The organism is Mesobacillus foraminis (assembly GCF_004340465.1).
Taxonomy (GTDB): Bacteria; Bacillota; Bacilli; order Bacillales; family Cytobacillaceae; genus Mesobacillus_B; species Mesobacillus_B foraminis.
On record NZ_SLVV01000003.1, the window covers coordinates 362,769 to 386,898 of the forward strand.

General features: G+C 47.0%; 25 protein-coding genes. 22 read left to right on the top strand and 3 right to left on the bottom strand.

The annotated features are described in order from the left end of the window. Window positions 1-76: 76 nt before the first annotated feature. Window positions 77-907: an N-acetylmuramoyl-L-alanine amidase gene (locus tag EV146_RS06235; protein ID WP_132003453.1), complete on the bottom strand. Its 831-nt coding sequence runs from the start codon at window positions 905-907 to the stop codon at window positions 77-79. 96 nt (window positions 908-1,003) lie between these two features. Next, the gene (locus tag EV146_RS06240) at window positions 1,004-1,237 is read right to left on the bottom strand and encodes a DUF2164 domain-containing protein (protein WP_121611056.1); all 234 of its coding nucleotides are present in this window, start codon (window positions 1,235-1,237) and stop codon (window positions 1,004-1,006) included. Between the two features lie 202 nt (window positions 1,238-1,439). Here EV146_RS06240 and hprK point away from each other — a divergent pair, with 202 nt between their 5' ends. The 7 genes from hprK (at window position 1,440) to EV146_RS06275 (ending at window position 7,702) form a co-directional block, all read left to right on the top strand. Next, a complete protein-coding gene (gene hprK / locus EV146_RS06245; protein WP_132003456.1) occupies window positions 1,440-2,375 on the top strand; it encodes an HPr(Ser) kinase/phosphatase in 936 nt (311 codons plus the stop codon). Window positions 2,376-2,474: 99 nt separating this feature from the next. Then, a complete protein-coding gene (gene lgt, locus EV146_RS06250) occupies window positions 2,475-3,293 on the top strand; it encodes a prolipoprotein diacylglyceryl transferase (protein WP_121611058.1) in 819 nt (272 codons plus the stop codon). A gap of 42 nt (window positions 3,294-3,335) precedes the next feature. Next, window positions 3,336-4,301, top strand: a complete 966-nt coding sequence (locus EV146_RS06255; RefSeq protein WP_132003459.1) for a nucleoside recognition domain-containing protein — start codon at window positions 3,336-3,338, stop codon at window positions 4,299-4,301. Then, window positions 4,270-4,914 carry a pyrophosphatase PpaX gene (gene ppaX, locus EV146_RS06260; RefSeq protein ID WP_132003462.1) on the top strand — a complete coding sequence of 215 codons (645 nt, stop codon included), beginning with the start codon at window positions 4,270-4,272 and terminating at the stop codon, window positions 4,912-4,914. Before EV146_RS06255 ends, ppaX begins: the two co-directional genes overlap by 32 nt. A 2-nt stretch (window positions 4,915-4,916) precedes the next feature. After that, on the top strand, window positions 4,917-5,447 hold the full coding sequence (locus tag EV146_RS06265; protein WP_121611061.1) for an acyltransferase: 531 nt from the start codon (window positions 4,917-4,919) through the stop codon (window positions 5,445-5,447). A 158-nt stretch (window positions 5,448-5,605) separates the two neighbouring features. Further along, the gene (locus tag EV146_RS06270; RefSeq protein WP_132003465.1) at window positions 5,606-5,887 is read left to right on the top strand and encodes a hypothetical protein; all 282 of its coding nucleotides are present in this window, start codon (window positions 5,606-5,608) and stop codon (window positions 5,885-5,887) included. Between the two features lie 765 nt (window positions 5,888-6,652). Continuing rightward, the gene (locus tag EV146_RS06275; protein ID WP_241993830.1) at window positions 6,653-7,702 is read left to right on the top strand and encodes a mechanosensitive ion channel family protein; all 1,050 of its coding nucleotides are present in this window, start codon (window positions 6,653-6,655) and stop codon (window positions 7,700-7,702) included. Between the two features lie 357 nt (window positions 7,703-8,059). Here the strand turns inward: EV146_RS06275 and EV146_RS06280 are convergent, their stop codons facing one another. Further along, window positions 8,060-9,589, bottom strand: a complete 1,530-nt coding sequence (locus EV146_RS06280) for a glycine betaine uptake BCCT transporter (protein ID WP_132003471.1) — start codon at window positions 9,587-9,589, stop codon at window positions 8,060-8,062. 851 nt (window positions 9,590-10,440) lie between these two features. On the opposite strand from EV146_RS06280, the gene EV146_RS06285 reads away from it, so the two are divergent. The 15 genes from EV146_RS06285 (at window position 10,441) to EV146_RS06355 (ending at window position 24,120) form a co-directional block, all read left to right on the top strand. Beyond that, on the top strand, window positions 10,441-11,625 hold the full coding sequence (locus EV146_RS06285; RefSeq protein WP_132003474.1) for an ATP phosphoribosyltransferase regulatory subunit: 1,185 nt from the start codon (window positions 10,441-10,443) through the stop codon (window positions 11,623-11,625). Then, entirely contained in the window at window positions 11,622-12,245 is a 624-nt protein-coding gene (gene hisG / locus EV146_RS06290; RefSeq protein WP_132003477.1) for an ATP phosphoribosyltransferase, read from the top strand. Before EV146_RS06285 ends, hisG begins: the two co-directional genes overlap by 4 nt. A 78-nt stretch (window positions 12,246-12,323) precedes the next feature. Continuing rightward, complete coding sequence (gene hisD / locus EV146_RS06295) at window positions 12,324-13,595, top strand: histidinol dehydrogenase (RefSeq protein WP_132003480.1); 1,272 nt, start codon at window positions 12,324-12,326, stop codon at window positions 13,593-13,595. Window positions 13,596-13,656: 61 nt separating this feature from the next. Beyond that, complete coding sequence (gene hisB, locus EV146_RS06300) at window positions 13,657-14,244, top strand: imidazoleglycerol-phosphate dehydratase HisB (protein WP_132003759.1); 588 nt, start codon at window positions 13,657-13,659, stop codon at window positions 14,242-14,244. Then, the gene (gene hisH, locus EV146_RS06305) at window positions 14,245-14,880 is read left to right on the top strand and encodes an imidazole glycerol phosphate synthase subunit HisH (RefSeq protein ID WP_132003483.1); all 636 of its coding nucleotides are present in this window, start codon (window positions 14,245-14,247) and stop codon (window positions 14,878-14,880) included. A 38-nt stretch (window positions 14,881-14,918) separates the two neighbouring features. Next, window positions 14,919-15,650, top strand: coding sequence for a 1-(5-phosphoribosyl)-5-[(5-phosphoribosylamino)methylideneamino]imidazole-4-carboxamide isomerase (hisA, locus tag EV146_RS06310; RefSeq protein ID WP_132003486.1), 732 nt, complete (start codon window positions 14,919-14,921; stop codon window positions 15,648-15,650). Continuing rightward, window positions 15,650-16,408, top strand: coding sequence for an imidazole glycerol phosphate synthase subunit HisF (gene hisF / locus EV146_RS06315; protein WP_132003489.1), 759 nt, complete (start codon window positions 15,650-15,652; stop codon window positions 16,406-16,408). The genes hisA and hisF overlap by 1 nt, the downstream gene beginning before the upstream one ends. Beyond that, window positions 16,405-17,064 carry a bifunctional phosphoribosyl-AMP cyclohydrolase/phosphoribosyl-ATP diphosphatase HisIE gene (gene hisIE / locus EV146_RS06320; protein WP_132003492.1) on the top strand — a complete coding sequence of 220 codons (660 nt, stop codon included), beginning with the start codon at window positions 16,405-16,407 and terminating at the stop codon, window positions 17,062-17,064. The genes hisF and hisIE overlap by 4 nt, the downstream gene beginning before the upstream one ends. Before the next feature lie 292 nt (window positions 17,065-17,356). Next, entirely contained in the window at window positions 17,357-18,844 is a 1,488-nt protein-coding gene (locus EV146_RS06325) for a tetratricopeptide repeat protein (RefSeq protein ID WP_132003495.1), read from the top strand. 194 nt (window positions 18,845-19,038) lie between these two features. Continuing rightward, the gene (gene trxB, locus EV146_RS06330) at window positions 19,039-19,989 is read left to right on the top strand and encodes a thioredoxin-disulfide reductase (protein WP_121611073.1); all 951 of its coding nucleotides are present in this window, start codon (window positions 19,039-19,041) and stop codon (window positions 19,987-19,989) included. Window positions 19,990-20,399: 410 nt separating this feature from the next. After that, on the top strand, window positions 20,400-20,858 hold the full coding sequence (locus EV146_RS06335) for an NUDIX hydrolase (RefSeq protein WP_121611074.1): 459 nt from the start codon (window positions 20,400-20,402) through the stop codon (window positions 20,856-20,858). Between the two features lie 68 nt (window positions 20,859-20,926). Beyond that, a complete protein-coding gene (gene rapZ, locus EV146_RS06340; protein ID WP_121611075.1) occupies window positions 20,927-21,820 on the top strand; it encodes an RNase adapter RapZ in 894 nt (297 codons plus the stop codon). Further along, entirely contained in the window at window positions 21,817-22,800 is a 984-nt protein-coding gene (locus EV146_RS06345) for a gluconeogenesis factor YvcK family protein (protein WP_121611076.1), read from the top strand. Before rapZ ends, EV146_RS06345 begins: the two co-directional genes overlap by 4 nt. A gap of 88 nt (window positions 22,801-22,888) precedes the next feature. Further along, window positions 22,889-23,839 carry a DNA-binding protein WhiA gene (whiA, locus tag EV146_RS06350; RefSeq protein ID WP_121611077.1) on the top strand — a complete coding sequence of 317 codons (951 nt, stop codon included), beginning with the start codon at window positions 22,889-22,891 and terminating at the stop codon, window positions 23,837-23,839. Window positions 23,840-23,862: 23 nt separating this feature from the next. Then, entirely contained in the window at window positions 23,863-24,120 is a 258-nt protein-coding gene (locus EV146_RS06355) for an HPr family phosphocarrier protein (RefSeq protein ID WP_121611078.1), read from the top strand. The last annotated feature ends 10 nt before the right edge of the window (window positions 24,121-24,130 follow it).

Here is a 24,130-nt window from a genome sequence, read left to right on the forward strand (position 1 = left end):
AAACTGGGTTCCGAGATGAATAAAGCCGGCATCATAAGGATGTCCGGCTTTTCTTGTGGGCTTGGTCCCATTACCATCATTCAAAGTAAATAAATGGGTTGAGCTTGTCTCTGCGAAGCTTTTCCGCCAGTTCTTCGGCATTTTCCTTGTCTTTGAAAGCACCAGCCTGGACTTTATAAAATCCGTCCTGCTTGTATACATATGGAGAGTAATCATCCTTTTGCAGACTCTCTGCTAGTTCATCAGCGTTTTTTCTATTTTTAAAAGCACCAGCCTGGACTTTATAAAAGCCCATGGGACTTGTTCTAGTGGGAGAGGGAGCAGGTTTGACAGGCTGTGAAGGCTTTGACGGTTTTCTATTGAGATTGTACTGGTCCGCCAGTGCCTTGACAATGGCTTCTGCTATGGCTTTTCGATAGGCATCTGAACGGAGGAGCTTGATTTCCTCCCGGTTGGTCATAAAGCCTGCTTCAATCAAGACGGCATCCATGTTTGTTTCGCGAAGGACATGGAAATCAGCTGTCTTTACACCGCGGTCCTCAAGACCGGTTGAGACAATCAGGTTCCGTTGGATTTTTTGGGCAAGCTGATTACTGCCTGTAGGCCTGGTGAGGTAAACAAAGGTTTCGATGCCTCTGGCGCTGGTCCATCCTCCGCTGCCAAAAGCATTGGCGTGAATGGAGACGTAGGCGTCAACCTTGAGGGAATTTGCTTTATTGGTACGCTCTTGAAGCGGAACATCCTCCTGGTCGGAATGGGCGAAGTAGACTGTTACATCTCTATAGTTATTCAGCAGGCTCCTGGCATGGTTCGCAACAGAGCGGGTAAATTCGTATTCTCTCATTCCATCGGGACTGCGTTTTCCGGGAGTTGAGTAACCGTGGCCTGCATCAAGCATGATTTTCATACTGTCACTCCTTCCTTAAAGTTTATGCTCACTTGTATAATATGAACCTATAAGGAAAAAGGACATGGTCATCGAACCTGCATTTCAACAAAAGGGCTACTTTTTTTCAATTTCAAATAGATCTTCCAGTTTTAGCGAGATATACCGGTAAGAATCCTGCACGCCCAGATTATAAAAATGGGCACCGAGCTTAGCTGTAAAGAATTCCAAAACCATGAGCGCTGCAAGGTCGCCAATTTCTTCTCCGCGTTCCTCCAGAAAAAACTGCCTGATTTGGGCACACATTTCATCCTTTTGTTCTTTGTTCAGGTTAAATTCTTGTGTATTCATTTTAAATCAATCTCCTTTCGTCTATCTTTTTATTATAATGCCAAACTGAGGGGAACCGAAGTCTGCCGGGAAAATTAAGGTGACTCGCGGATGGAAGAAAATTTAAGCAAAACGTCCTTTTTGTTTCGTTCTAAATAGTGCTAAAATAGGAGGTATTGTATAAGCGTCACTGAACTCTATGAGAAAGAAGGAGGACACCTCATTGGCTAAAGTCCGAACTATCGATATTATTAATAAATTTAATCTGGAGCTCCTGGCCGGAGAAGAAGGGGTGAACCGCCCGATTACGACAAGTGATATATCACGTCCGGCGCTGGAAATGGCGGGTTACTTTGAGTATTATCCAGCTGAACGGGTTCAGCTTTTGGGAAAAACGGAGCTTACGTTCATTGAAAAGCTTACTGAAAGGGACAGGCAAATGCGGCTGGAGCAGCTTTGTACCGACCTGACTCCTGCAATCATTGTGACCAGGGACCTTGAAGTCCCGGCAGAGCTGCTGGAAGCAGCGGAGCGGGAGTCGGTTCCAGTCATGCGGTCAAGGCAGAAGACTACCAGATTTTCCAGCCACTTGACCAATTACCTTGAGAGCAAGCTTGCGCCGACAACGGCGGTCCATGGTGTTCTTGTCGATATCTATGGAATTGGTGTCCTGATTACAGGGAAAAGCGGCGTCGGTAAAAGTGAAACGGCACTAGAGCTTGTTAAGCGGGGCCATCGCCTTGTTGCGGACGACTGCGTTGAAATTCGCCAGGAGGACCAGGATACACTTGTGGGTACATCACCCGAACTGATTGAGCATCTTCTCGAAATCCGCGGCCTGGGAATCATCAATGTGATGACCTTGTTCGGGGCAGGGGCTGTCCGCACCCATAAACGGATCTCCCTGAATATTGATCTTGAAATCTGGGATAAAAATAAGACCTATGACCGCCTGGGACTTGATGAGGAGAAAATGAAAATCATCGATACCGATATTACCAAGCTAACAGTGCCAGTCCGTCCGGGCCGAAACCTGGCCGTCATTATTGAGGTAGCGGCCATGAATTTCCGTCTGAAGCGGATGGGCATGAACGCGGCCGAGCAATTCACAAACAGGCTTGCCGATGTGATTGAGGATGGAGATGTGGACGATCGTTAAAAAGAGAATTCTTCATCCAGGACTGTAAATGGATGCTTTAAGAATGGCCGGTAAATTTTTTTAATAAATAAGAGAGAGTCGAGTAAAAGGAGAAAATAAATGGAAGAAACTATTCAGCCGATCGATCCGATTGCCTTCTCGCTGGGACCCATCCAGGTGCATTGGTATGGAGTTATCATCGGGGCCGGAATTGCTCTTGCCCTCTGGCTGGCAATGCGCGAAGCAGACAGGCGCGGACTTGATAAAGATTTGTTTGCCGACTTAATGCTATGGGCAATTCCCATCGCCATTTTATCTGCCCGGATTTATTATGTGATTTTCCAATGGGAATATTATTCCCAGAATCCGTCCGAGATCCTGAGCATCTGGAATGGCGGAATTGCCATCCATGGTGCATTGATTGGATCGGTCGCAACTGCTTATGTGTTTGCTAAAAAGAAAAACATTTCTTTCTGGAAGCTGGCAGACATTGCTGCACCAAGCATCATCCTTGGGCAGGCCATTGGCCGCTGGGGCAATTTCATCAACCAGGAGGCACATGGAGGAGAAGTTACCCGGGCATACCTGGAAAACCTTCATCTGCCTGAGTTTATCATCAACCAAATGTATATTAACGGAGCCTATTACCACCCAACTTTCCTCTATGAATCCATATGGAATATTCTTGGGTTCGTGCTACTGATTTTGCTGCGTAGGGTGAATCTTGGCCGGGGAGAGATTTTCCTAAGCTATATTATCTGGTACTCCGTTGGTCGTTACTTTGTTGAAGGCTTAAGGACCGACAGCCTGATGCTGACTGAATCTTTAAGGATGGCCCAGACCATTTCGATTGCATTGATTGTTCTCGCCATTGTCCTTTGGATCTACAGGCGAGTGAAAGGCTATGCAAACATCAGATACTTGGAAACTAGTGAATGAACCAATTAGCTGCTTGAAATACGATTCGGGAGAGATGCAACAATGATTAGCTCACTTAAGAAGGGAAGTTTAGTTGGATTGCAGACAACCTGGACACTGGGAAAGATCATTTTTCCAGTGACCCTCCTTGTCTCCATCCTGCAGCACACCCCTGTCCTGCCATGGGTCATCAAGGCGATTACCCCGCTGATGGCATTGCTGGGCTTGTCAGGGGACGCGGCAATCCCGATAGTTCTGGGAAACTTCCTTAATCTCTATGCCGCAATCGGCGCGATTTTATCTCTGGATTTGACTGTAAAAGAAGTCTTTATTATTGCCGTCATGCTCTCCTTTTCCCATAACCTTTTCATTGAAACAGGTGTCGCGCTGAAGGTGGGAGTCAAACTCTGGGTGGTCCTGGTCGTCCGCCTGGGACTTGCTTTCCTGTCGGCTGCCGTTATCAATCTCGTCTGGCATGGAGGATCAGAGCTTGCTCAATATGGTTTTATTCCTGCGAAGGAAGAGCAGGTTGCCGGCTGGACTGCGATGATCCTCGAGGGACTGGAAAAAGCCGGGATGGGAGTCCTTCAGCTCGCCATGATCGTCATTCCCCTGATGATTGGGATCCAGATCTTAAAGGATTTAAAATGGCTTGATGTGATTTCCCGCTTGATTTCCCCTGCCGTCAGGGCTTTGGGAATGAAAGAGAATGCCTCATTGACGGTAGCCACCGGTTTGCTGATCGGACTTGCGATGGGGGCAGGAGTAATGATCCAGGCCGTGAAGGAAGATGGTGTCAGTAAAAAGGATGCTACTCTTGCTTTTATTTTCCTGGTTGCCTGCCATGCTGTCATTGAAGATACACTAATCTTCATCCCCCTCGGAATACCGGTAGTACCGCTGCTCCTGATCCGTATCTGTGTCGCTGTACTCCTGACAGTGGCAGTAGCATTTATCTGGAATCGCACCGAGCTTGCACAAAGAAAGGGAGCTGTATATGAACCGCAAAATCGACACCGTTCTATTTGATCTGGATGGCACATTAATTGATACAAACGAATTAATTATTTCTTCATTTCTCCATACACTTGGACATTACTATCCAGGACGCTACCAGCGGGCCGATGTCCTGCCATTTTTGGGGCCGTCTTTAAAAGAAACCTTTGAAGCCCTGAATCCGCAAGGCTATGAAGAAATGATCAAAACATACCGTGAATACAATCTTTCCAACCACGACCTTCTTGTCAGGGAGTTTGAAGGTGTCAAAGAGACAGTCCGAAAACTTAAAGAGGAAAATTTCAAGCTTGGAATCGTCACCACAAAGCTTTCCGATGTCGTGGCGATGGGATTGAAGCTTACAGGGCTTGACGAGTTCTTCGAGGTTATTGTAGCACTGGATCACGTACAGAATGCCAAGCCGGATCCTGAGCCAATCAATAAAGCTCTGGGCCTGCTGGACTCTACAGCCGATACAGCCATGATGGTCGGAGATAATCACCATGACATTCTGGCCGGGAAAAACGCCGGAACTGTAACAGTCGGTGTATCCTGGTCCATTAAGGGCAGGGAGCATCTTGCTGCCACGCATCCAGATTACATCCTTGAAAAAATGCCTGATATACTGCCAATCCTTGGAGTGTGAAAATGAGGAAGACAGAAAGGTATCCAGTGAAGGGGGCCAATTCCCTTTGGCACGTGTATAAAACCGTTCCTTTTTGGAAGGTCGTAAAAAACTTTATCGTCATCCAGCTGGCCCGCTATACTCCTTTTTTAGGCGTTAAAAACTGGCTGTACAGGACATTTCTGCGAATGAAGGTCGGCGAACAGACTTCCTTCGCTTTAATGGTGATGCTGGATGTCATGTTTCCGGAGAAGATCAGCGTGGGCCGCAATACAGTAATTGGCTATAATACAACCATTCTTGCCCATGAATACCTGATCAGGGAATACCGCCTGGGAGATGTGGTCATCGGTGATGAAGTCATGATTGGCGCCAACACGACCATTCTCCCCGGAGTGACGATTGGAAGCGGGGCCTTTGTGTCTGCGGGCACCCTTGTTCATAAAGACGTTCCTGCTGGTGCTTTTGTTGGAGGAAACCCAATGAAAGTAATTTATACAAAAGAAGAAATGGACAACCGCTGGGCCGATGACCCGATCTATGGTGAAAAATAAACCTTGCAGCAGCAGGGTTTCAGGCTGTCGACAAAAGGGGTTCGGAATGTTCTCATTCCGAACCCCTTTTTAGTTAGTATGGGATTTTCATGGGAAATCAGGCTCGTTCAACTATACTTTCATGCAGGGGATGAAGGCCAAACCGGGGAAGAAACTCTATGGAAAAGGTCTTCATGCAGGGGATGAAGGCCAAACCGGGGAAACTCTGTGAAAAAGGTCTTCATATAGGGGATGAAGGCCAAACCGAGGAAGAAACTCTATGGAAAAGGTCTTCACAGTGGATGAAGGCCAAGCCGATGAAGAAACTCTGTGAAAAAGGCTTCATACAGGGGATGAAGGTCAAACCGATGAAGAAACTCTATGGAAAAGGTCTTCTTACAGGGGATGAAGATCAAACCGAGGAAGAAACTCTATGGAAAAGGTCTTCATATAGGGGATGAAGGCCAAACCGAGGAAGAAACTCTGTGAAAAAGGTCTTCATACTACATTTAGGCCGTTTCCGGACTCCTCCATGTCCAGTCGGCCATCTTTTTCGGGCTCAGGGCAGCAAATTAAATATCGCCTGCATGGACAATTTTTTAGTCTCCTGGGGTTGTCCAATGTCTGCATGCCTTATTTTTGTATCAGAGAATACCTACTCGATGGTTTCTTTACGTATAAATATATATGTCTTTTCTTCGGTTATGCCTCAAGTGTTCCGCTTCTTCCACAAACCCTTGCCATAAATGACGGGTGACAACCTTCTGATGATTCCAGTTTTCTGTACAATTTCGGCTAACAATGGGCAGGTGCCGCAAACATGCTTCAGTGATTGATATTTGCAATATCCCTCTATGTTTCATCTCAATTGCTCCCACTGGATGGGATTGTTATGGAAGCATCTTCATCACCTCAAACCAGATATGTATCCATTTAAAAATAGGCTTGGTTGCACAGCTGGATGAACTTTTGAAAACCTGTTGATTGGAGTGGAAGGCGCGCAGACTCCTGCGGGATCAGGTGGACAGGTGAGATCCCGCAGGAGCTTGCGACGAGGGAGGCACTGCGCCAGTCCCGCGGAAAGCGAAGCGACTGGAACGGAAATCAACAGCCCAATTTTTGTCCACCAACCAAAATATTTTTTATGGCAAGAAACTGTTTAGTAAAAGGGGTTTTCAGGAATAGTGCTTGTATAACAAGGATAAGGTGATAAAATGTTTGACTCGATGTTCAAGAATATTACGCTTGCAGATGTCCTTTGGTTCACTTTCTATCTATTCCTGATTCTGGCTGCAAATGGCGTGGTCCGCGGGATTATCGCTTTCCTCTCCGGAAAAGCGGCAAAGCTCCCCAGAAGGTTTGTTCCAACCATACAGGCTCTGGTTAACTGGATGAGCTTTTATGGAGCCCTTCTTTTGTTCCTCTTTTATTTTTCAAAAACACAATGGCTGTTTTATCCTATTTATTCAGTCGATGGGCAGCAAGTCACCCTGTTTTTGATTATAGTGGCCATCATGATTGTGACGCTTGCCCACAGGCTTGTGAAGCTATTTGCCAAATACGTGCTGACAAATCTTTATGAATATTACGATGTTGATAAAAGCCTGGGATATACTTTTAATCAAATCATTTATTACACAGTGATGATTGCTGCGCTGGCCGTCAGTTTAACAAACTTTGGCCTTGATTTGACTGCTCTTGGCGCCATTTTTGGAGCCCTTGGGATTGGCCTTGGTTTCGGTCTGAGAAATATCGCGGGGAATTTTGTCTCAGGGATCATTGTTTTATTTGAAAGGCCAGTTAAAATAGGAGAAGTCATCCAGGTCCAGGATAAAGTGGGGAGAGTCGAAAAGATCCGCCTAAGGTCAACGGTCGTACGGACAGCGAAGGAAGGAACCCTGATTGTCCCCAATCAATATTTTATCGAACAGATTGTTAAAAATCGGACGGGTGCCGAGATGATGGCCCAAGTAGAAGTAAGCGTCACATATAGGACGGATTCTGAGATGGTGGAGCATTGGCTGCATGAAGCCGTTTCAATCGTGAAGGAAAGGGAAAACGGGATTTTAGAGCAGCCTGCCCCTGATATCCGGTTCATTGATTTTAGGAACAGGGCAATGGTGTTCCTGATAGAAATTCCTGTTAAAAACTTTGAAATCAAAGAGTTGGTGGAAAGCAGGCTGCGTCATGCCATTTCGAAGTGCTTTAAGGTTCATGACGTAGAGCTGGCAGGGATGGACTTCTTCCAGGCAGCACTAAAGAAACCTGATGCCTGATAAATCATCAGCCGGCCCGCATACCTTAAGCCGAAGTAGGCGTTATTGAACGAGACGAACAAGAACGTCCTATTCTAAAGGAATCTATAGGATGGAATCTTTTTTAACAGTCTTCATAAGTTTATTCTTTGCGGCTTAGGTATAGTTGAACGCCAGGCTGATGGGAGTGGAGGTGCGAACCCTGTTGGGCGAGCCATTTCATGGAGACCATAACCATACAATGGCCACGGTGGCTCTACACACCCTGATTAAAGCTGAGCTTCCGGACGAAAATAAACAGACTGACTAATAGTGCAAATAAAAAAAGACTGCAGACAAGCCTGGTTTTTATCAAGTTTGTCTGCAGTCCGAGGCAGCCTACTTGGCTGCCTTTCCTGTTTTTACGGTGACAATATTTTCTTTTTTTAATGCCTTGATTAATGAAAAGACAATCATCAGCATGACAATCGTAAACGGCAGGGCCGCAATAATAGAGGCTCTTTGCAGTGCTTCCAGCCCGCCGCTCCATAGAAGGATGGCAGCAGAAGCAGACTGGATAATTCCCCAGATGAACTTAATCCTGTTGGGAGGATTCAGGTTGCCATTGGTTGTTTGCATCCCCAGAACGAAGGTAGCTGAGTCGGCTGATGTGATAAAAAAGGTGCTGATTAGGAATATGGCCAGCAGCGAAAGCACGGTTGAGAGCGGGAAATAGCTGAACACAGTAAATAGGGCTACTTCGCTTCCGCTGGTCTGAATGACCTCCATAATATTCCTCTGTTCGAAGAATTCTAGGTATATTCCTGTACCGCCGAACACTGAGAACCAGAGCGCCCCAAAGATCGTTGGAACAAGGAGGACGCCGATGACAAACTCACGGATAGTCCGCCCTTTTGAAATCCGGGCAATGAAGGTTCCTACAAACGGTGCCCAGGCAATCCACCAGGCCCAATAGAAAATCGTCCAGTCCTGGAACCACGTAATCTCCTGGTCAAAGGGGCTAAGCCGGAAGCTCATCGATGGCAGATTTTGCAGGTAGGAGCCTAATGTTGTGGTGAACAGGTCCATGATAAAATTGGTCGGTCCTACAAATAGCAAGAACAGCAGAAGGGCAACAGCCAGGATGATGTTCAGGTTGCTCAAATATTTTATCCCTTTGTTGAGCCCTGTTTGCGCTGACAGCATAAACAGGACAGTGACAACAATAATAATGATCATTTGAGTCGTGAAATTATTCTGTACTCCATTAAACGAATGGGAGAGACCTCCGCTGATCTGGATGGCCCCTAGTCCGAGGGAAGTCGCAACGCCGAATACAGTGGCGAATACAGCAATACAGTCCACCAGGGTTCCGACCGGGCCGTCCACTCTGTCACCAAGCAATGGGCGCAGCAGGGAGGAAACTACCCCGGCATGTCCTTTGCGGAACTGAAAATAAGCCAAAGATAATCCGATTACCGCATAAATGGCCCAAGGATGCAGACCCCAATGGAAAAAGGAGTAGCGCATGGCCGCCCGGGCTGCATTAGGTGTCTGGCCCTCCTCAAATGGAGGGGAGTAATAATGGGACATTGGTTCTGCCACCCCCCAGAACACCAGGCCAATGCCCATGCCGGCGCTGAATAGCATGGCGAACCACGTAATATAGCCGAAATCCGGCCGGTCGTCGTCTTTTCCAAGACGGATATTTCCATACTTCGTAAAAATTAAAATGACGGCAAAAATCAGGAATATGGAAGCCGCGAGCAGATAGAACCACCCGAATTTTTCAAGGATAAATCCTTGGATGGCGGCGGTAACGGCGTCAAGGTTGCCATTAGGCAGGATGTCTTTTGGGATCAATCCCCAGATAATAAACAATGCAGTTAAGATAACTGAAACCGTGAAAACGGGCGTCAGTTTTTTCATCAAATCCCTCCGTTGTCATAATCCACATCTAAAGTATCTTCCTGAAGGATTATTTTATTCAGTTTTAACTGTATGACCGCTTACAGCAACGCGATTTTAAGATTAAACAGGTAGAACCCAGCTGAAATTTGGCAAAAGGAAATAGTTTTCGTATCCTCACAACTTTGATTAGTGGTCCACTTTTTGATTGGGGACAGCCGCTCCGGAAAGACTATAACAACAGGTGAGAGCACTGTGGAGACATCATTCTCATGCCGGAAACGGCCCAAGTCTTCTTGGCTTCCATGTCATGCTCATGAAAGAGTAGAGAGGCAGGCATCATTCATCTTTCACCTTTCACCTTTCACCATATCCTTATAAATGGCCCGGAGTTTACCAGCCCTGCCGCTTCATCGGCAGCTAAAATAACCCCCTGCTTCTGAGCCTCAGTTCATCAGGCCCGTTATCATGAGGGGTAAACCTTTTGTGAAATTAGGAAAAATAGTTCGCGCACTTTTGCCCTGGGCAGGTCTGGACTCGTTCCGTCCAGCTCTCTGACCCTCCTTCTTTAAATAGGATAACAATCATTGGATGCTTTTACCACTGAAAGGCCTTAGATGAAGCTGGGACCTGTCATAATATTTCGATATTTAACCTTTTCAACAGAAAAATGACGAAATTTGGAGGGATTTTGCTAGTGAAAGGCAAATTTGAAAATACAGACTTTTTTATTGACGAAAATAATGGGGAGGGTTAAACTACTAATAACTTCATTTCATTAGCATATTAGCGAACTAAAGTGTAAGGTGATATCCTGGACTGTGTAATTAAGATCAAGCACCAGTGAAACTTGCTAAAAAAGGATGAATAAGATGAGCCGATTATTTATGTTTGAAAAACCTCTCGGGATGAGAGACACTCTCCCTGATTTATATGAAACCAAGCACCATGTCCGGTCCGTGCTTGAAGACGAGATGAAGCGATGGGGCTTTCAATTTATTGAAACTCCGACGCTTGAATATTATGAGACGGTTGGGACGGCTTCAGCCATCCTGGACCAGCAGCTTTTCAAGCTTCTTGACCAGGAAGGGCACACTCTTGTGCTGCGGCCTGACATGACCGCGCCAATTGCCAGGGTGGCGGCGTCGAAGCTCCTGAAAGAAAAACTGCCAAACAGGCTGGCTTATTCCGCCAATGTCTTCCGCGCGCAGCAGCGCGAAGGGGGACGGCCTGCGGAATTCGAACAGGTAGGGGTTGAATGCATCGGCGATGAAACCGTCAGTGCGGATGGGGAAATGATTGCACTGGCGATCTCCTCCCTGAAAAAAGCAGGATTAAAAAATTTCCAGCTTTCCGTCGGCCATGCCAAATTTGTTCAGGAGCTGTTTATCGAGATTCTTGGAAATGAAGAACGGGCCCGGGAGCTGACAAGATTTTTATATGAAAAAAACTATGTAGGCTACCGCGAGCATGTAAAAGGATTGCCGCTGTCCTCCATTGATACTCAGCGCCTTCTCTCATTCCTTGAGCTGCGCGGAGGTTCAGAGGTGATTGGAATGGCCCTTGAGCTGATTGAAAACGGAAAAGGGAAGGAAGCTGTTCTTGAGCTGCAGGAGCTGTGGGATGTTGTCCAGGATTTCGAAGAAGGAAGCTTCATAAAATTTGACCTCACCCTCGTCAGCCATATGAGCTACTATACCGGCATTTTATTTGAAGTATATGCAGGGAAGGTCGGGTTCCCGATCGGCAATGGCGGGCGCTATGACGGCCTGCTTGAGAAATTCGGGAAATCAATAGGTGCTACTGGATTTGCCCTGAACCTGGACCGGCTGCTTGAGGCATTGGGACAATTGGACGGAAATATTCCGGCAGCCTGCATCCTGTTCAGTCCCGAGCGTCGCAAGGAAGCCTACCAGCTTGCTTCAGAACGCCGGGCATCGGGGGAGCGGGTAGTCCTTCAGGATATCAGCGGGGTCAAAAACCTTGACGCTTGCACGAATAAATTCTCCGACGTGGCCTTTTTGATCGGGAAAGCAGGAAAGGAGCCGGCACAATGACAGAACAATTAACTATTGCCATGCCAAAGGGACGGATTTTTCAGGAAGCAGCCGAGCTTCTGCGAAAAGCGGGGTATCGGCTGCCGCCTGAATTTGATGATTCCCGAAAACTGATTATAGATGTAGAAGAAGAAAATTTCCGGTTCATCCTCTCAAAGCCGATGGATGTGGCGACTTACGTTGAGCACGGAGTTGCCGATCTGGGGATTGCCGGCAAAGATGTTCTCCTTGAAGAGGAGCGGGATGTCTACGAAGTCCTCGACTTAAAAATCAGCGGGTGCTATTTGGCGGTCGCAGGGCTGCCGGGCACGAAAATGAACGATGTGGCACCTAAAGTCGCAACAAAATACCCCAATGTAGCTGCTGCTTATTTCCGTGAGCAGGGGGAACAGGTAGAAATCATAAAATTGAACGGGTCCATTGAGCTTGCGCCATTAATCGGCCTGTCGGACCGGATTGTCGATATTGTTTCAACAGGAAGGACCCTGAAGGAAAACGGGCTGGTTGAATATGAAACCATTACAGCCATCACCTCAAGATTGATTGTCAATCCGGTAAGCTACCGTATTAAGGATGAACGCATCAGCGAGATTGTCAATGCATTGAGCAAGGTCATTTAAAGATTCGGGATCAACCTAAATTGGCTGTTCAGGTGCTTTAGTTAAAAGTGCGGTACCGATATTGAGAGGATGATAAAGTTGAAGATTGTCAAGGTCAGCGGTGACGTAACCATAAAGCGGACAGTGGACGGAGGGACAGAGGCCCAGCGTGAAACTGTCAAGGAAATCATCGCAAATGTAAGGAGCAATGGTGATGACGCTCTAAAAGCCTATACAGAAAAGTTCGATTCTGTAATGCTAGAGGCATTGCAGGTCGAGCAGGAAGAAATCAAGGAAGCCTATCAGCATGTTGATTCCAAACTGGTTGAAATCATCAAGGAGGCCGCGGCGAATATTCGCAGCTACCATGAGAAACAGCTAAGGCCATCCTGGCTTACTACAGAAGAAAATGGAACTATCCTCGGGCAGAAAGTGACGCCTCTTGATTCGGTCGGGGTCTACGTACCTGGAGGAACGGCGGCATATCCCTCTTCTGTCCTGATGAACGTTATCCCTGCAAAAGTGGCGGGTGTAAAACGAATCGTCATGGTATCTCCTCCTGGTGAGGACGGAAGCATTCCTGCAGGAGTATTGGTGGCTGCCGATCTTGCGGGAGTCAAGGAAATCTATAAAGTTGGCGGTGCGCAGGCAATCGCTGCACTGGCCTATGGAACGAAGACCATTGCTCCGGTTGATAAAATCACCGGTCCGGGAAATATATACGTTGCTCTGGCAAAGCGGGAAGTGTTTGGCGACGTTGATATCGACATGATTGCAGGGCCAAGTGAAATTGCGGTACTGGCCGATGACACCGCCAAAGCTGACGAAGTGGCTGCGGACCTCCTTTCCCAGGCGGAACATGATGTTCGTGCCAGCTCTGTTCTGGTGACGCCGTCAATGGCACTTGCTGAGGCTGTTCAACGGGAAGTGGAAGTTCAGTGTGCCGCATTGCCTCGCAGGGAAATCGCAGAACAGTCCATTAGAGATTTTGGGGCCATTTATGTTGCCGCAAACATGGAGGAAGTGGTTGAGACCGTTAATCAGCTTGCACCCGAGCATCTTGAAATCATGACCGCGAATGGGATGGAACTGCTTGGAAAAATCCGCCATGCAGGGGCCATTTTTATCGGAAGGTACAGTTCGGAACCTGTCGGTGATTATTTTGCAGGGCCCAATCATGTGCTGCCGACAAACGGAACCGCTCGTTTTTCAAGCCCGCTAAGCGTCGATGATTTCCAAAAGAAGTCGAGCATCATTTCCTACAGCGAGCAGGCTCTCCGGGACAATGGAAGCAAAATTGCCGAGTTTGCCCGGCTCGAAGGACTTGAGGCTCATGCGAGGGCTGTTGAGTCAAGATTGAAGAAACAGTGAAACCAGGTACCATATAACGATGATAACCACTGCGGCAGGAAGATAGGATGGAGGAATGATGATGGAGAGAATTGCAACAATTGACCGTAAAACAAACGAAACAAATATTCAGCTGAGTCTGGGCATTGACGGAGAAGGGTTTTCAGAACTCGAAACAGGTGTCCCGTTTTTAACCCATATGCTCGATTTATTTGCCAAACATGGCCAATTTGATTTAAAAGTCGATGCAAAAGGAGATATCGAGGTGGATGACCACCATACAACCGAAGATATCGGCATCTGCCTCGGACAGGCACTGCGTGAGGCGCTCGGGGACAAAAGAGGAATCAAGCGCTACGGAAATGCTTTTGTGCCAATGGATGAGGCTTTGGCGCAAGTTGTTGTCGATCTCAGCAACCGCCCCCATCTTGAACTTCGCGGTGAATTTCCTTCCCAGAAGGTAGGGACCTTTGATACGGAGCTCGTACATGAATTTCTTTGGAAATTTGCCCTTGAGGCAAGGATGAACCTCCATGTGGTCGTTCACTATGGAAAAAACACGCACCATATCATTGAAGCGATTTTTAAAGCAATGGCGCGTGCCCTTGATGAAGCAACGACGATCGACCCGCGTGTAAAAGGGATTCCATCCTCGAAAGGAATGCTGTAAATGATTGGGATTGTCGATTATGGCATGGGGAATTTATTCAGTGTCAGCAAGGCACTCGAAAGACTGGAGGCCCCTTATTTTATTTCCGAAAACAAAGAGGAGCTGCGAAATGCCGATGCGTTGCTGGTTCCGGGGGTTGGTTCCTTCCGTGATGCGATGGAGCTCCTGAATTCCTCCGGCCTGACGGAAATGATCAGGGAGTTTGCACAGACTGGAAAGCCTGTTTTAGGCATTTGTCTTGGGATGCAGCTGCTGTTTGAAGAAAGCATGGAAAACGGGGTAACGAAGGGGCTTGGCCTTCTGGAAGGAAGGGTGGAACGCTTCCCGGGAGTTACTGAAAGCGGTGAATCCTACAAGGTCCCGCATATGGGCTGGAACAAACTGAGGTTCATTAACCCATCCCCGCTGACGGAAGATGTGGACGAAGGGCACGTTTATTTTGTTCACTCCTATTATGTTAAAAGCAATGACAGAGATGTGCTGATTGCAGTGAGTGAATATGATGTCGAAGTTCCCGCTGTTGTCGGCAAGGGGAATGTACTAGGAATGCAATTTCATCCCGAGAAAAGCAGCACCCCTGGCATTCAGCTGCTGAGCAATTTTACGAAACTCGCAGGAGCTGGCCGTTCATTCTAGAACGCTTCCCTGCTCAAAATGAAAAGAGGTGCAGAGAGATGAGTTTTACCATTTACCCGGCAATTGATATGAGAGGCGGCAAATGTGTCCGTCTTCTTCAGGGAGATTACGATAAGGAAACTGTCTATGGGGACTCTCCATTTGAAATGGCCAAAACGTTTGCGGAGGCAGGTGCCGACTGGATCCATATGGTGGATCTTGACGGTGCACGTGACGGCAGGCGTGTCAATGATACATATGTAATCCAGGCGGCAAGCGATCTAAAGGCGAAGGTGCAAATAGGAGGCGGCATCCGAAGTGAGGAGGATATTGCCCATTACCTCGAAAATGGGATTTCCCGTGTCATTATTGGCTCCATTGCTGTGTCCAATCCGGAATTTGCGGAGAAAATGGTCCGGAAATATCCAGGGCAGATTGCCATCGGTATCGATGCGAAAAATGGCTATGTTGCTACGCATGGCTGGCTGTCCACCTCTGAAGTGCGGGCTGTCGAGCTTGGAAAACGCTTTGCCGATGCAGGGGCCGAAATCTTTATTTTTACAGATATTGCAACGGATGGAATGCTTTCCGGGCCAAACGTGGAGGCGATCCAGCAAATGGCGGAGGAAACAGGCAAGAGTGTAATAGCATCCGGCGGTGTGAGCAGGCTTGAAGACCTGTCAGCTCTTCAAAAACTCTTGTCTTCGGGCGTCAGCGGTGCGATTGTCGGGAAGGCTCTGTACGAAGGTCGCTTTACAGTTTCTGAGGCATTGAAGGCGGTGAGCGAGTAATGCTGACAAAACGGATCATTCCGTGCCTGGATGTCAAGGATGGGCGTGTGGTGAAGGGAATCCAGTTCGTCCAGCTTAGAGATGCTGGCGACCCGGTGGAGCTCGCCCGCTTTTATGATGAGCAAGGGGCGGATGAACTTGTCTTTCTGGATATTTCAGCTTCCAGTGAGGGGCGCAAAACCATGGTGGAAGTCGTAAAAGCCGTTGCTTCGGAACTGGCGATTCCCTTTACGGTCGGCGGGGGAATCAATTCCCTTGAAGATATGAAACGAATTCTGCGCTCTGGTGCAGATAAAGTAAGCCTGAACACGGCAGCTGTCCTGAACCCGGGATTGATTACAGAAGGCGCAGATTTCTTCGGTACCCAGTGCATAGTTTTAGCCATTGATGCCAAGTTTGATCACGAGCTGGGATCCTGGCGGGTGTATACACATGGCGGCCGAAATGCAACCGACCTTGAAGTAATTGAATGGGCAAGGCAGGCAGTCCGCCTTGGTGCAGGGGAGCTGCTGCTGACCAGCATGGACAGTGACGGTGAAAAGAAAGGCTTTGACGTAAACCTGACAAAGGCTGTAAGCGAGGCTGTGCCGGTTCCTGTCATTGCATCAGGCGGCGCAGGCAACGCCGGGCATTTTGCAGAAGCATTTATGGACGCAAAGGCGGATGCAGCCCTTGCAGCGTCTATTTTTCATTATAAGGAAACATCGGTGGCAGAAGTGAAAGCCTACCTCCGGGAAAAAGGAGTGGAAGTTCGATGAATATTGAAGATCTGAAGTTTGATGATAGAGGGCTGATTCCTGCTGTAGTGCAGGATGCTGACAGCTTTGAAGTGTTGACAGTGGCCTATATGAATCGTGAATCCCTCGGCAAAACCATTCAGACAGGAGAAACCTGGTTCTACAGCCGTTCTCGCCAGGAGCTGTGGCATAAAGGGGAAACCAGCGGGAATAACCAAAAGGTTGCTGACATCAAGTATGACTGTGATGCAGATTCCCTCGTTGTACTGGTAAAACCGGCTGGTCCAGCGTGCCATAATGGGACGGTAAGCTGCTTTACTGAAAGCCTCCTGGAGAAAAAGCAAGCTGATGCACAAGCATTTTTAGATGGAGCAGGAGTCAATGATCTGAAAATCCTCCAGAGGCTGGAAGAAGTAATTCGCGACCGGGAAAAAGAACGTCCTGAAGGGGCCTATACAACCTACCTCTTCGAAAAAGGCGTGGATAAAATCCTTAAAAAGGTTGGTGAGGAAGCCTCCGAGGTCATCATTGCGGCCAAAAACCGTGACCATGAAGAGCTCAAATGGGAAGCGGCCGACCTGCTTTACCACCTGCTTGTGCTCTTGCGTGAGCAGGAGTTGCCGTTGAAAGACGTATTGGGCGTTCTAGAACAGCGCCATGAGGGAAAGAAAGCATAGTCAGAAGCAGCCGGGAATTGCCCTTGGCTGCTTCTTTACTGAGAGCCCACCGCGCTAATTGTCTGTGGAAATTAATCTCCAAAAATAGGATTTGTCAATTCCTTTCTTCTTCGAAAAAACAACCTCCCGCTCTTTACAATGGATGTTTCACTCTTCGTTTACAGAAAATACCACAATATCTCTGTAGATCTCCGGCTTAAACGGCTACTTTCTCCTTCTCCTTTAGAGCCCCCCTATGATATAATACATGGGTTAAAAACCTATTGGGAAAAAACCTTAAGTGGAGGACAAAATGGGAGAAGACTCTAAAGCAATCAAACAAAAAGGGCAACTACTGTCATTTGTCCCAACGGGTGAATATTATTTCACCAAGGGGATTAAAGCATATCACAGGCGCGATCTGCAGCGGGCGCACAAGTATTTTAGCCGTGCCATGCAGCTGGAGCCGGGGGAACCAATGATTGTCTGCCAGCTGGCCATTGTCCTTACGGAGATGGGAGATTACCAGCAGTCGATCCGTCTTTTGCACATGATCCTCGAAGAAATGGATGAAGAAATGGCAGAGTGCCAATATTTCTTAGCGAATAATTATGCCCATTTGGGCTTGTTTAAAGATGCATACCACCATGCCAATCTCTATCTGGAACAGAATCGTGACGGAGAATTTGCAGACGATGCCGAAGAGCTTTTGGATCTCATTATGCTTGAGGCAGAGGAGAACGACGAAGACATTTATGAGGAAGATGACCTGATCATCAAGCAGGAGGAAGCAAGGACCTTGCTTGAACAGGGGGACTTCCCGCAAGCAATCGAGATATTCGAGGAGCTCGTCAAGGAGTATCCTGAATACTGGTCAGCCTACAATAACCTGGCGCTGGCTTATTTCTATCTCGGGGAAACAAAGGTTGCGAATGACATCCTCGAGAAGGTGCTGGTTCAAAACCCGGGCAATCTTCATGCACTTTGCAACAGGCTTGTGTTCGCCTATTACCAGAATCATGCCGGAGAAGTGAAGGAATTAACAGAGACGCTGGCAAAAATCCAGCCCCTGCTTTGGGAACAGCAGTTTAAGCTCGGAGCAACACTTTCGCTTGTTGGGGAATATGAGCTTGGATACAGATGGCTTAAGCGGCTATATAAAAATGGCCATGAAGGCGACGGCCCGTTTTACTATTGGCTCTCGTATTCCGCCTTTCACACCGGCCGTGAGCAGGCGGCAAAGAGCTATTGGAAACGAGTGCTCGAATTTAATCCGGAAAAAGAGGGCACCGAGCCGTGGGCTTCCTCGCCTTCCCTGAGTGACCAGGTCTCTTCTATCATCAAAAAGTTCCAAAGTGAGTACCCGGAAGAGCGGCTATTTGCTTTGTTTCTTGCATCGGTATCAAATAAGAAGGAAGAAATTCTGTCTGCGAGCAAAATTACGGACAAAATGTCAGGGCTGGAGAAGAATTATCTGCACTATGTGAAATCAGGCGTCGGAAAGCCCGGGATGGAAACCATTCTTGGTGCTCATGAGACAGCTCTTGTCCTGTATGATTTCCATAAGCCGATCGATATGGACCGTGAAGGCATCTACCTTGTATGGTTTGCTGTTTTCGAAGAAGCAGTCAAGGAAGGGCTCGACTTTAGAAATAACCGTGCCTGGGCGGCAGCTGTGGAGTTTGTTTGGGAAAAGCTTCGTGAAGGCAAAATAACCAAGCAGTCGATTGCCAAGAAATACGGATTGTCCGTTTCAACCCTCAGCAAATATGTCAAAATGGTGCATAGCTGTCTGGATTAGAAAACGAATATACTTGGTCAGCGGGAACTCCTGCTGGCCATTTTTGTTTTCCTACATAAATTACAATACAGACATTGGATGAGGCAAATTTTTGGACGGAAAGGCCTTTGTTTTATAGGATAGGGGTAGGCAGGAAATACTAATATTATAAAAGAGTGATCACTGCAGATTTCCAATAAATGAGGAGTGAAACCATGTCAGAAGAGAAAGTGTATGATGTCATCATCATCGGTGCTGGACCAGCGGGGATGACCGCAGCTGTTTATACTTCAAGGGCAAACTTATCCACGCTGATGCTTGAGCGTGGTGTTCCAGGCGGACAGATGGCAAATACGGAAGAAGTGGAAAATTACCCTGGCTTTGACCACATTCTTGGACCGGATCTTTCAACAAAAATGTTTGACCACGCGAAAAAGTTTGGTGCTGAATATGCGTATGGGGATGTAAAGGAAATCATTGACGGCAAAGACTATAAAACAGTTGTTGCCGGATCAAAACAGTACAAAGGCCGTGCGATTATCATTTCCGCAGGGGCAGAGTACAAAAAAATTGGTGTCCCTGGAGAGCAGGAGCTTGGCGGCCGCGGAGTGTCGTACTGTGCAGTATGTGATGGAGCTTTCTTTAAAGGGAAAGAGCTGGTCGTTGTCGGAGGAGGGGACTCAGCGGTTGAAGAGGGTGTCTATTTAACACGCTTTGCCTCCAAAGTGACAATCGTTCACCGCCGTGACGAGCTGCGTGCGCAGCCAATCCTGCAGGACCGGGCGTTTGCCAATGACAAAATTGATTTTATTTGGAGCCATACGGTCAAAGAAATCAACGAAAAAGACGGAAAAGTCGGCAGTGTGACACTTGTTTCCACAAAAAATGGCGAGGAAACTGAGTTCAAGGCGGACGGTGTCTTCATTTACATCGGAATGGTGCCGCTGACCAAGCCGTTTGAGTCACTGGGAATTACGAACAGCAACGGCTATATTGAAACGAATGAAAAAATGGAGACAAAAGTGGCCGGCATCTTTGCAGCAGGCGACATCAGGGAGAAATCCCTTCGCCAGATTGTTACGGCAACGGGTGATGGAAGCATTGCTGCCCAGCAGGCCCAGCATTATGTGGAAGAGCTCAAAGAAGAGCTCAAAGCGAAAGCGTAAGCAAGAATTTTTTCCTCCCCGGTAGAATAATTGGGAAAATACAGTTTGGGAGGAAGAAATTTCAAACGTAATTATTTATTAACCCTTCTGTAACAGTAGTGAAATAAAAATCGGGTATTATAGAAATAGAAATTGACCCCCTTTTAAAAATATAATCCTTTGACAGCACAGGCTTGCCTGTGCTCTTTTTTTTATCGCAGCACATATAGTACAGCCACTCCAAATGGACTATAACACTAGTATTTTTGACCTAAATGGCAGCTGGATATTTGTTTGCAAAAGATTAAAATTTGGATTCATTGTGGCGGGTTTCTAAAAATAGTATAATAAAAAATAATCAAAGTTCGCATGTCAAGTGGGCTTATCTCCATATATATCGAACATTCAACGGAAAAAGCAGGTGAAATTCAATGCAGCGGGTCACAAACTGTCTGTTGGTAAAAGGGAATAAAGTATTATTGCTACAAAAGCCCCGCCGCGGGTGGTGGGTAGCGCCGGGCGGCAAAATGGAGCCTGGTGAAACGGCCAAGGATTCTTGCATAAGGGAATACCGTGAAGAAACAGGCATTTATCTGCTGAATCCTAAAATAAAAGGAATCTTCACGTTCGTCATCAAGGAGGGGGACCAGGTTACTTCCGAGTGGATGATGTTTACTTTTAATGCAACTGAATCAACCGGTGTGCATCTTGAACGTTCAGAAGAAGGGGAACTTGCCTGGCACGATGTAGACGATATTAAAAACCTTCCAATGGCTGCAGGCGATTACCATATCCTTGATTATATGGTTCATGGCCAAGGCATCATTTATGGAACGTTTACCTATACACCGGATTTTGAATTGATCAATTACAGGCTCGATCCAAATTAAAAACCGCGATCTCCGGGGACCCATGCTCTTGGGTCTTTTAAAAATAGATCATTTCAGGGGGAATAGAAATGAGTATTGGTTCAACAAACGATACCCAGATGGTAATTATCACAGGTATGTCAGGAGCTGGGAAGACAGTCGCAATCCAAAGCTTTGAGGATCTGGGATTCTTTTGTGTAGACAACCTGCCTCCAACTCTGCTTCCCAAATTCCTTGAGCTGATGAAGGAATCTGGAAATAAGATGAATAAAGTGGCTTTAGTCATGGATTTGCGTGGACGGGAATTTTTTGATTCCCTCTTCAAGGCGCTAGATGACCTGGCTGAGACTTCCTGGGTCACTCCTCAAATCCTGTATCTAAATGCAGACGACTCGACTCTCGTACGGCGCTACAAAGAAACAAGGCGTTTCCATCCGCTTGCTCCATCCGGGCTGCCGCTGGAAGGAATTAAGCTTGAGCGGGAATTGCTGGAGGAGCTGAAAGGAAGAGCGCAAATCATTTATAATACATCGGGAATTAAACCGAAGGAACTGCGCGAGAAGATTCTTGAAGAGTTTTCCGTCAACAAGAAATCAACGTTTACGGTAAATGTGATGTCCTTTGGGTTCAAGCATGGCCTGCCGATCGATGCGGACCTGGTTTTTGATGTAAGATTCCTGCCCAATCCGCACTATATTGACCATATGCGTCCAAAAACGGGGCTGGATGAAGAGGTCTCCACTTATGTTCTAAAGTGGAATGAAACGCATAAGTTTCTTGAAAAGGTCACTGATCTGTTAAGCTTTATGCTTCCTCATTATAAACGTGAAGGGAAAGCCCAGCTGATTATTGCCATTGGCTGTACCGGCGGCCAGCACCGGTCGGTTGCACTTGCCGAGCATATCGCCAGGCATTTTCAGGACGAATATGACACACGTGTGACCCATCGTGATATCGAGAAGCGGAAAGGGAACCAATCATGACTGTGGAGGCAAAGCCGCGTATTGTAATTATCGGCGGCGGTACGGGGCTCCCTGTTTTGCTCAGGGGGATGAAAAAATACGATGTGGATATTACAGCGATCGTAACGGTCGCTGATGACGGCGGAAGCTCAGGGCGGCTGAGGGATGAAATGCAGATCCCTCCGCCAGGGGACATCCGGAATGTACTCGCGGCTTTGTCGGATGTTGAACCGCTGATTGAGGAAATGTTCCAGCATCGGTTTAAAACCACAAATGAGCTTTCCGGCCATTCTCTGGGCAACCTGATCCTTGCAGCCATGACCTCCATTACTGGGAACTTTTCACATGCGATCCAGGAGATGAGCAGGGTATTGAATGTCCGGGGAAAAGTACTTCCGGCGGCCAACCGCAGTGTTGTTTTAAATGCCGAAATGGAGGACGGAACGATTGTCAGCGGGGAATCCAAAATTCCATACTCCGGGAAACGCATAAAAAAAGTCTTCCTCGATCCGGAAGACGTACGCCCGCTTCCCGAGACCATCCATGAAATTCAAGAGGCCGACCTGATTGTCATTGGTCCAGGGAGCCTGTATACCAGCATCCTCCCAAACCTTCTCGTTAAAAAGCTGGGGAGAGAGGTATGCAAGGCGAAAGCCAGAAAGGTCTATATATGTAATTTGATGACGCAAGCGGGGGAAACGCATAATTTTACGGCGAGCGACCACGTTAAGGCCATTTATGCACATATGGGGTGCGGCTTTCTGGATACGATTCTGGTAAACAACGAAAGCATTCCGCCAGAGGTGGAGCTTCGCTATAAAGAAGAGCTTGCAAGGCCCGTCCAGTTCGATCTTGATCGCCTAAAAGAGCTGGGAGTAGAAGTCCTTCAGGAGGAAATAGCGACTCTTGAGAATAACGTCATTCGCCATGATACAAAAAAAGTGGCGGAAATTTTATATTCACTCATAATAAATGAAACTAAAAACAGGTATAACGCGTAGTAAAGTGGCCAGTTATTTTTGCGGGCAAAAAATAGATCCGCAGGAATTGTTTCACTGACCGCTTTTTGTGATATAGGAGGTGAGGGGGATGTCTTTCGCTTCGGAAACGAAGAAAGAATTAACCAATCTTGAAGTCAAGGGCTGCTGCAGCAAAGCGGAATTATCTGCCCTTATCCGCATGAATGGTTCACTGTCTTTCTCGAACCGCGAGCTGGTTGTAGACATTCAGACTGAGAACGCGGCAATCGCCAGGCGGATTTATACCCTGATCAAAAAGAATTACGATAGTCAGGTGGAACTTCTTGTCAGGAAAAAAATGCGTCTTAAGAAGAACAATGTGTATATTGTCCGTTTAAAGGACTCTGCCAGAAAAATACTGGAAGATTTAAGAATTCTGGGTGAAGACTTTTCGCTGATCCACGATATTTCGGAGGACCTTATTAAAAAGAAATGCTGTAAGCGCTCTTATCTAAGGGGGGCTTTTCTTGCAGGCGGGTCAGTCAATAATCCCGAAACTTCGTCCTACCATCTTGAAATATTTTCTTTGTACCAGGAACATAATGAATCTCTATGTGAACTAATGAATAAGTTTGATTTAAACAGCAAGACACTTGAGAGAAAAAAAGGGTTTATTACTTACCTAAAGGAAGCCGAAAAAATTACCGAATACCTGAATGTAATCGGGGCACACAATGCGCTGCTTCGCTTTGAAGATATTCGGATTGTCCGTGATATGAGGAATTCCGTAAACAGGCTTGTCAACTGTGAGACCGCCAATTTGAACAAGACCATTGGTGCAGCCTTAAGGCAAGTCGAGAATATCCGGTATATTGAAGAAACAGTCGGCCTTCACATTCTTCCGGGGAAGCTTCGGGAAATCGCAGAACTGCGGGTAGCTTACCAGGATGTAACGTTAAAGGAGCTCGGTGAAATGGTTTCTGGTGGGGCGATCAGCAAATCAGGAATCAATCACCGTTTAAGAAAAATAGATGAAATTGCAGAAAAGCTCCGTTCAGGGGACATGGTGGAACAAAAATAAAAAAGAATAGAGGAGGAACAGAAATGGTGGAGAAAGAAGTAGAAGTAAAGCTTAAAACGGGTTTGCAAGCCCGGCCGGCAGCAATGTTTGTTCAGGAAGCCAACCGGTTTTCTTCTGATATTTTCCTTGAGAAAGATGGGAAAAAAGTCAATGCTAAAAGCATCATGGGCCTTATGAGCCTTGCGGTTGGTGTTGGAACGAAGCTCACACTGATTGCTGATGGAACAGATGAAAAAGAAGCGCTTACTGCACTGGGAGATTATATCCAGCAGGAAGGTTAAAAGAACATCA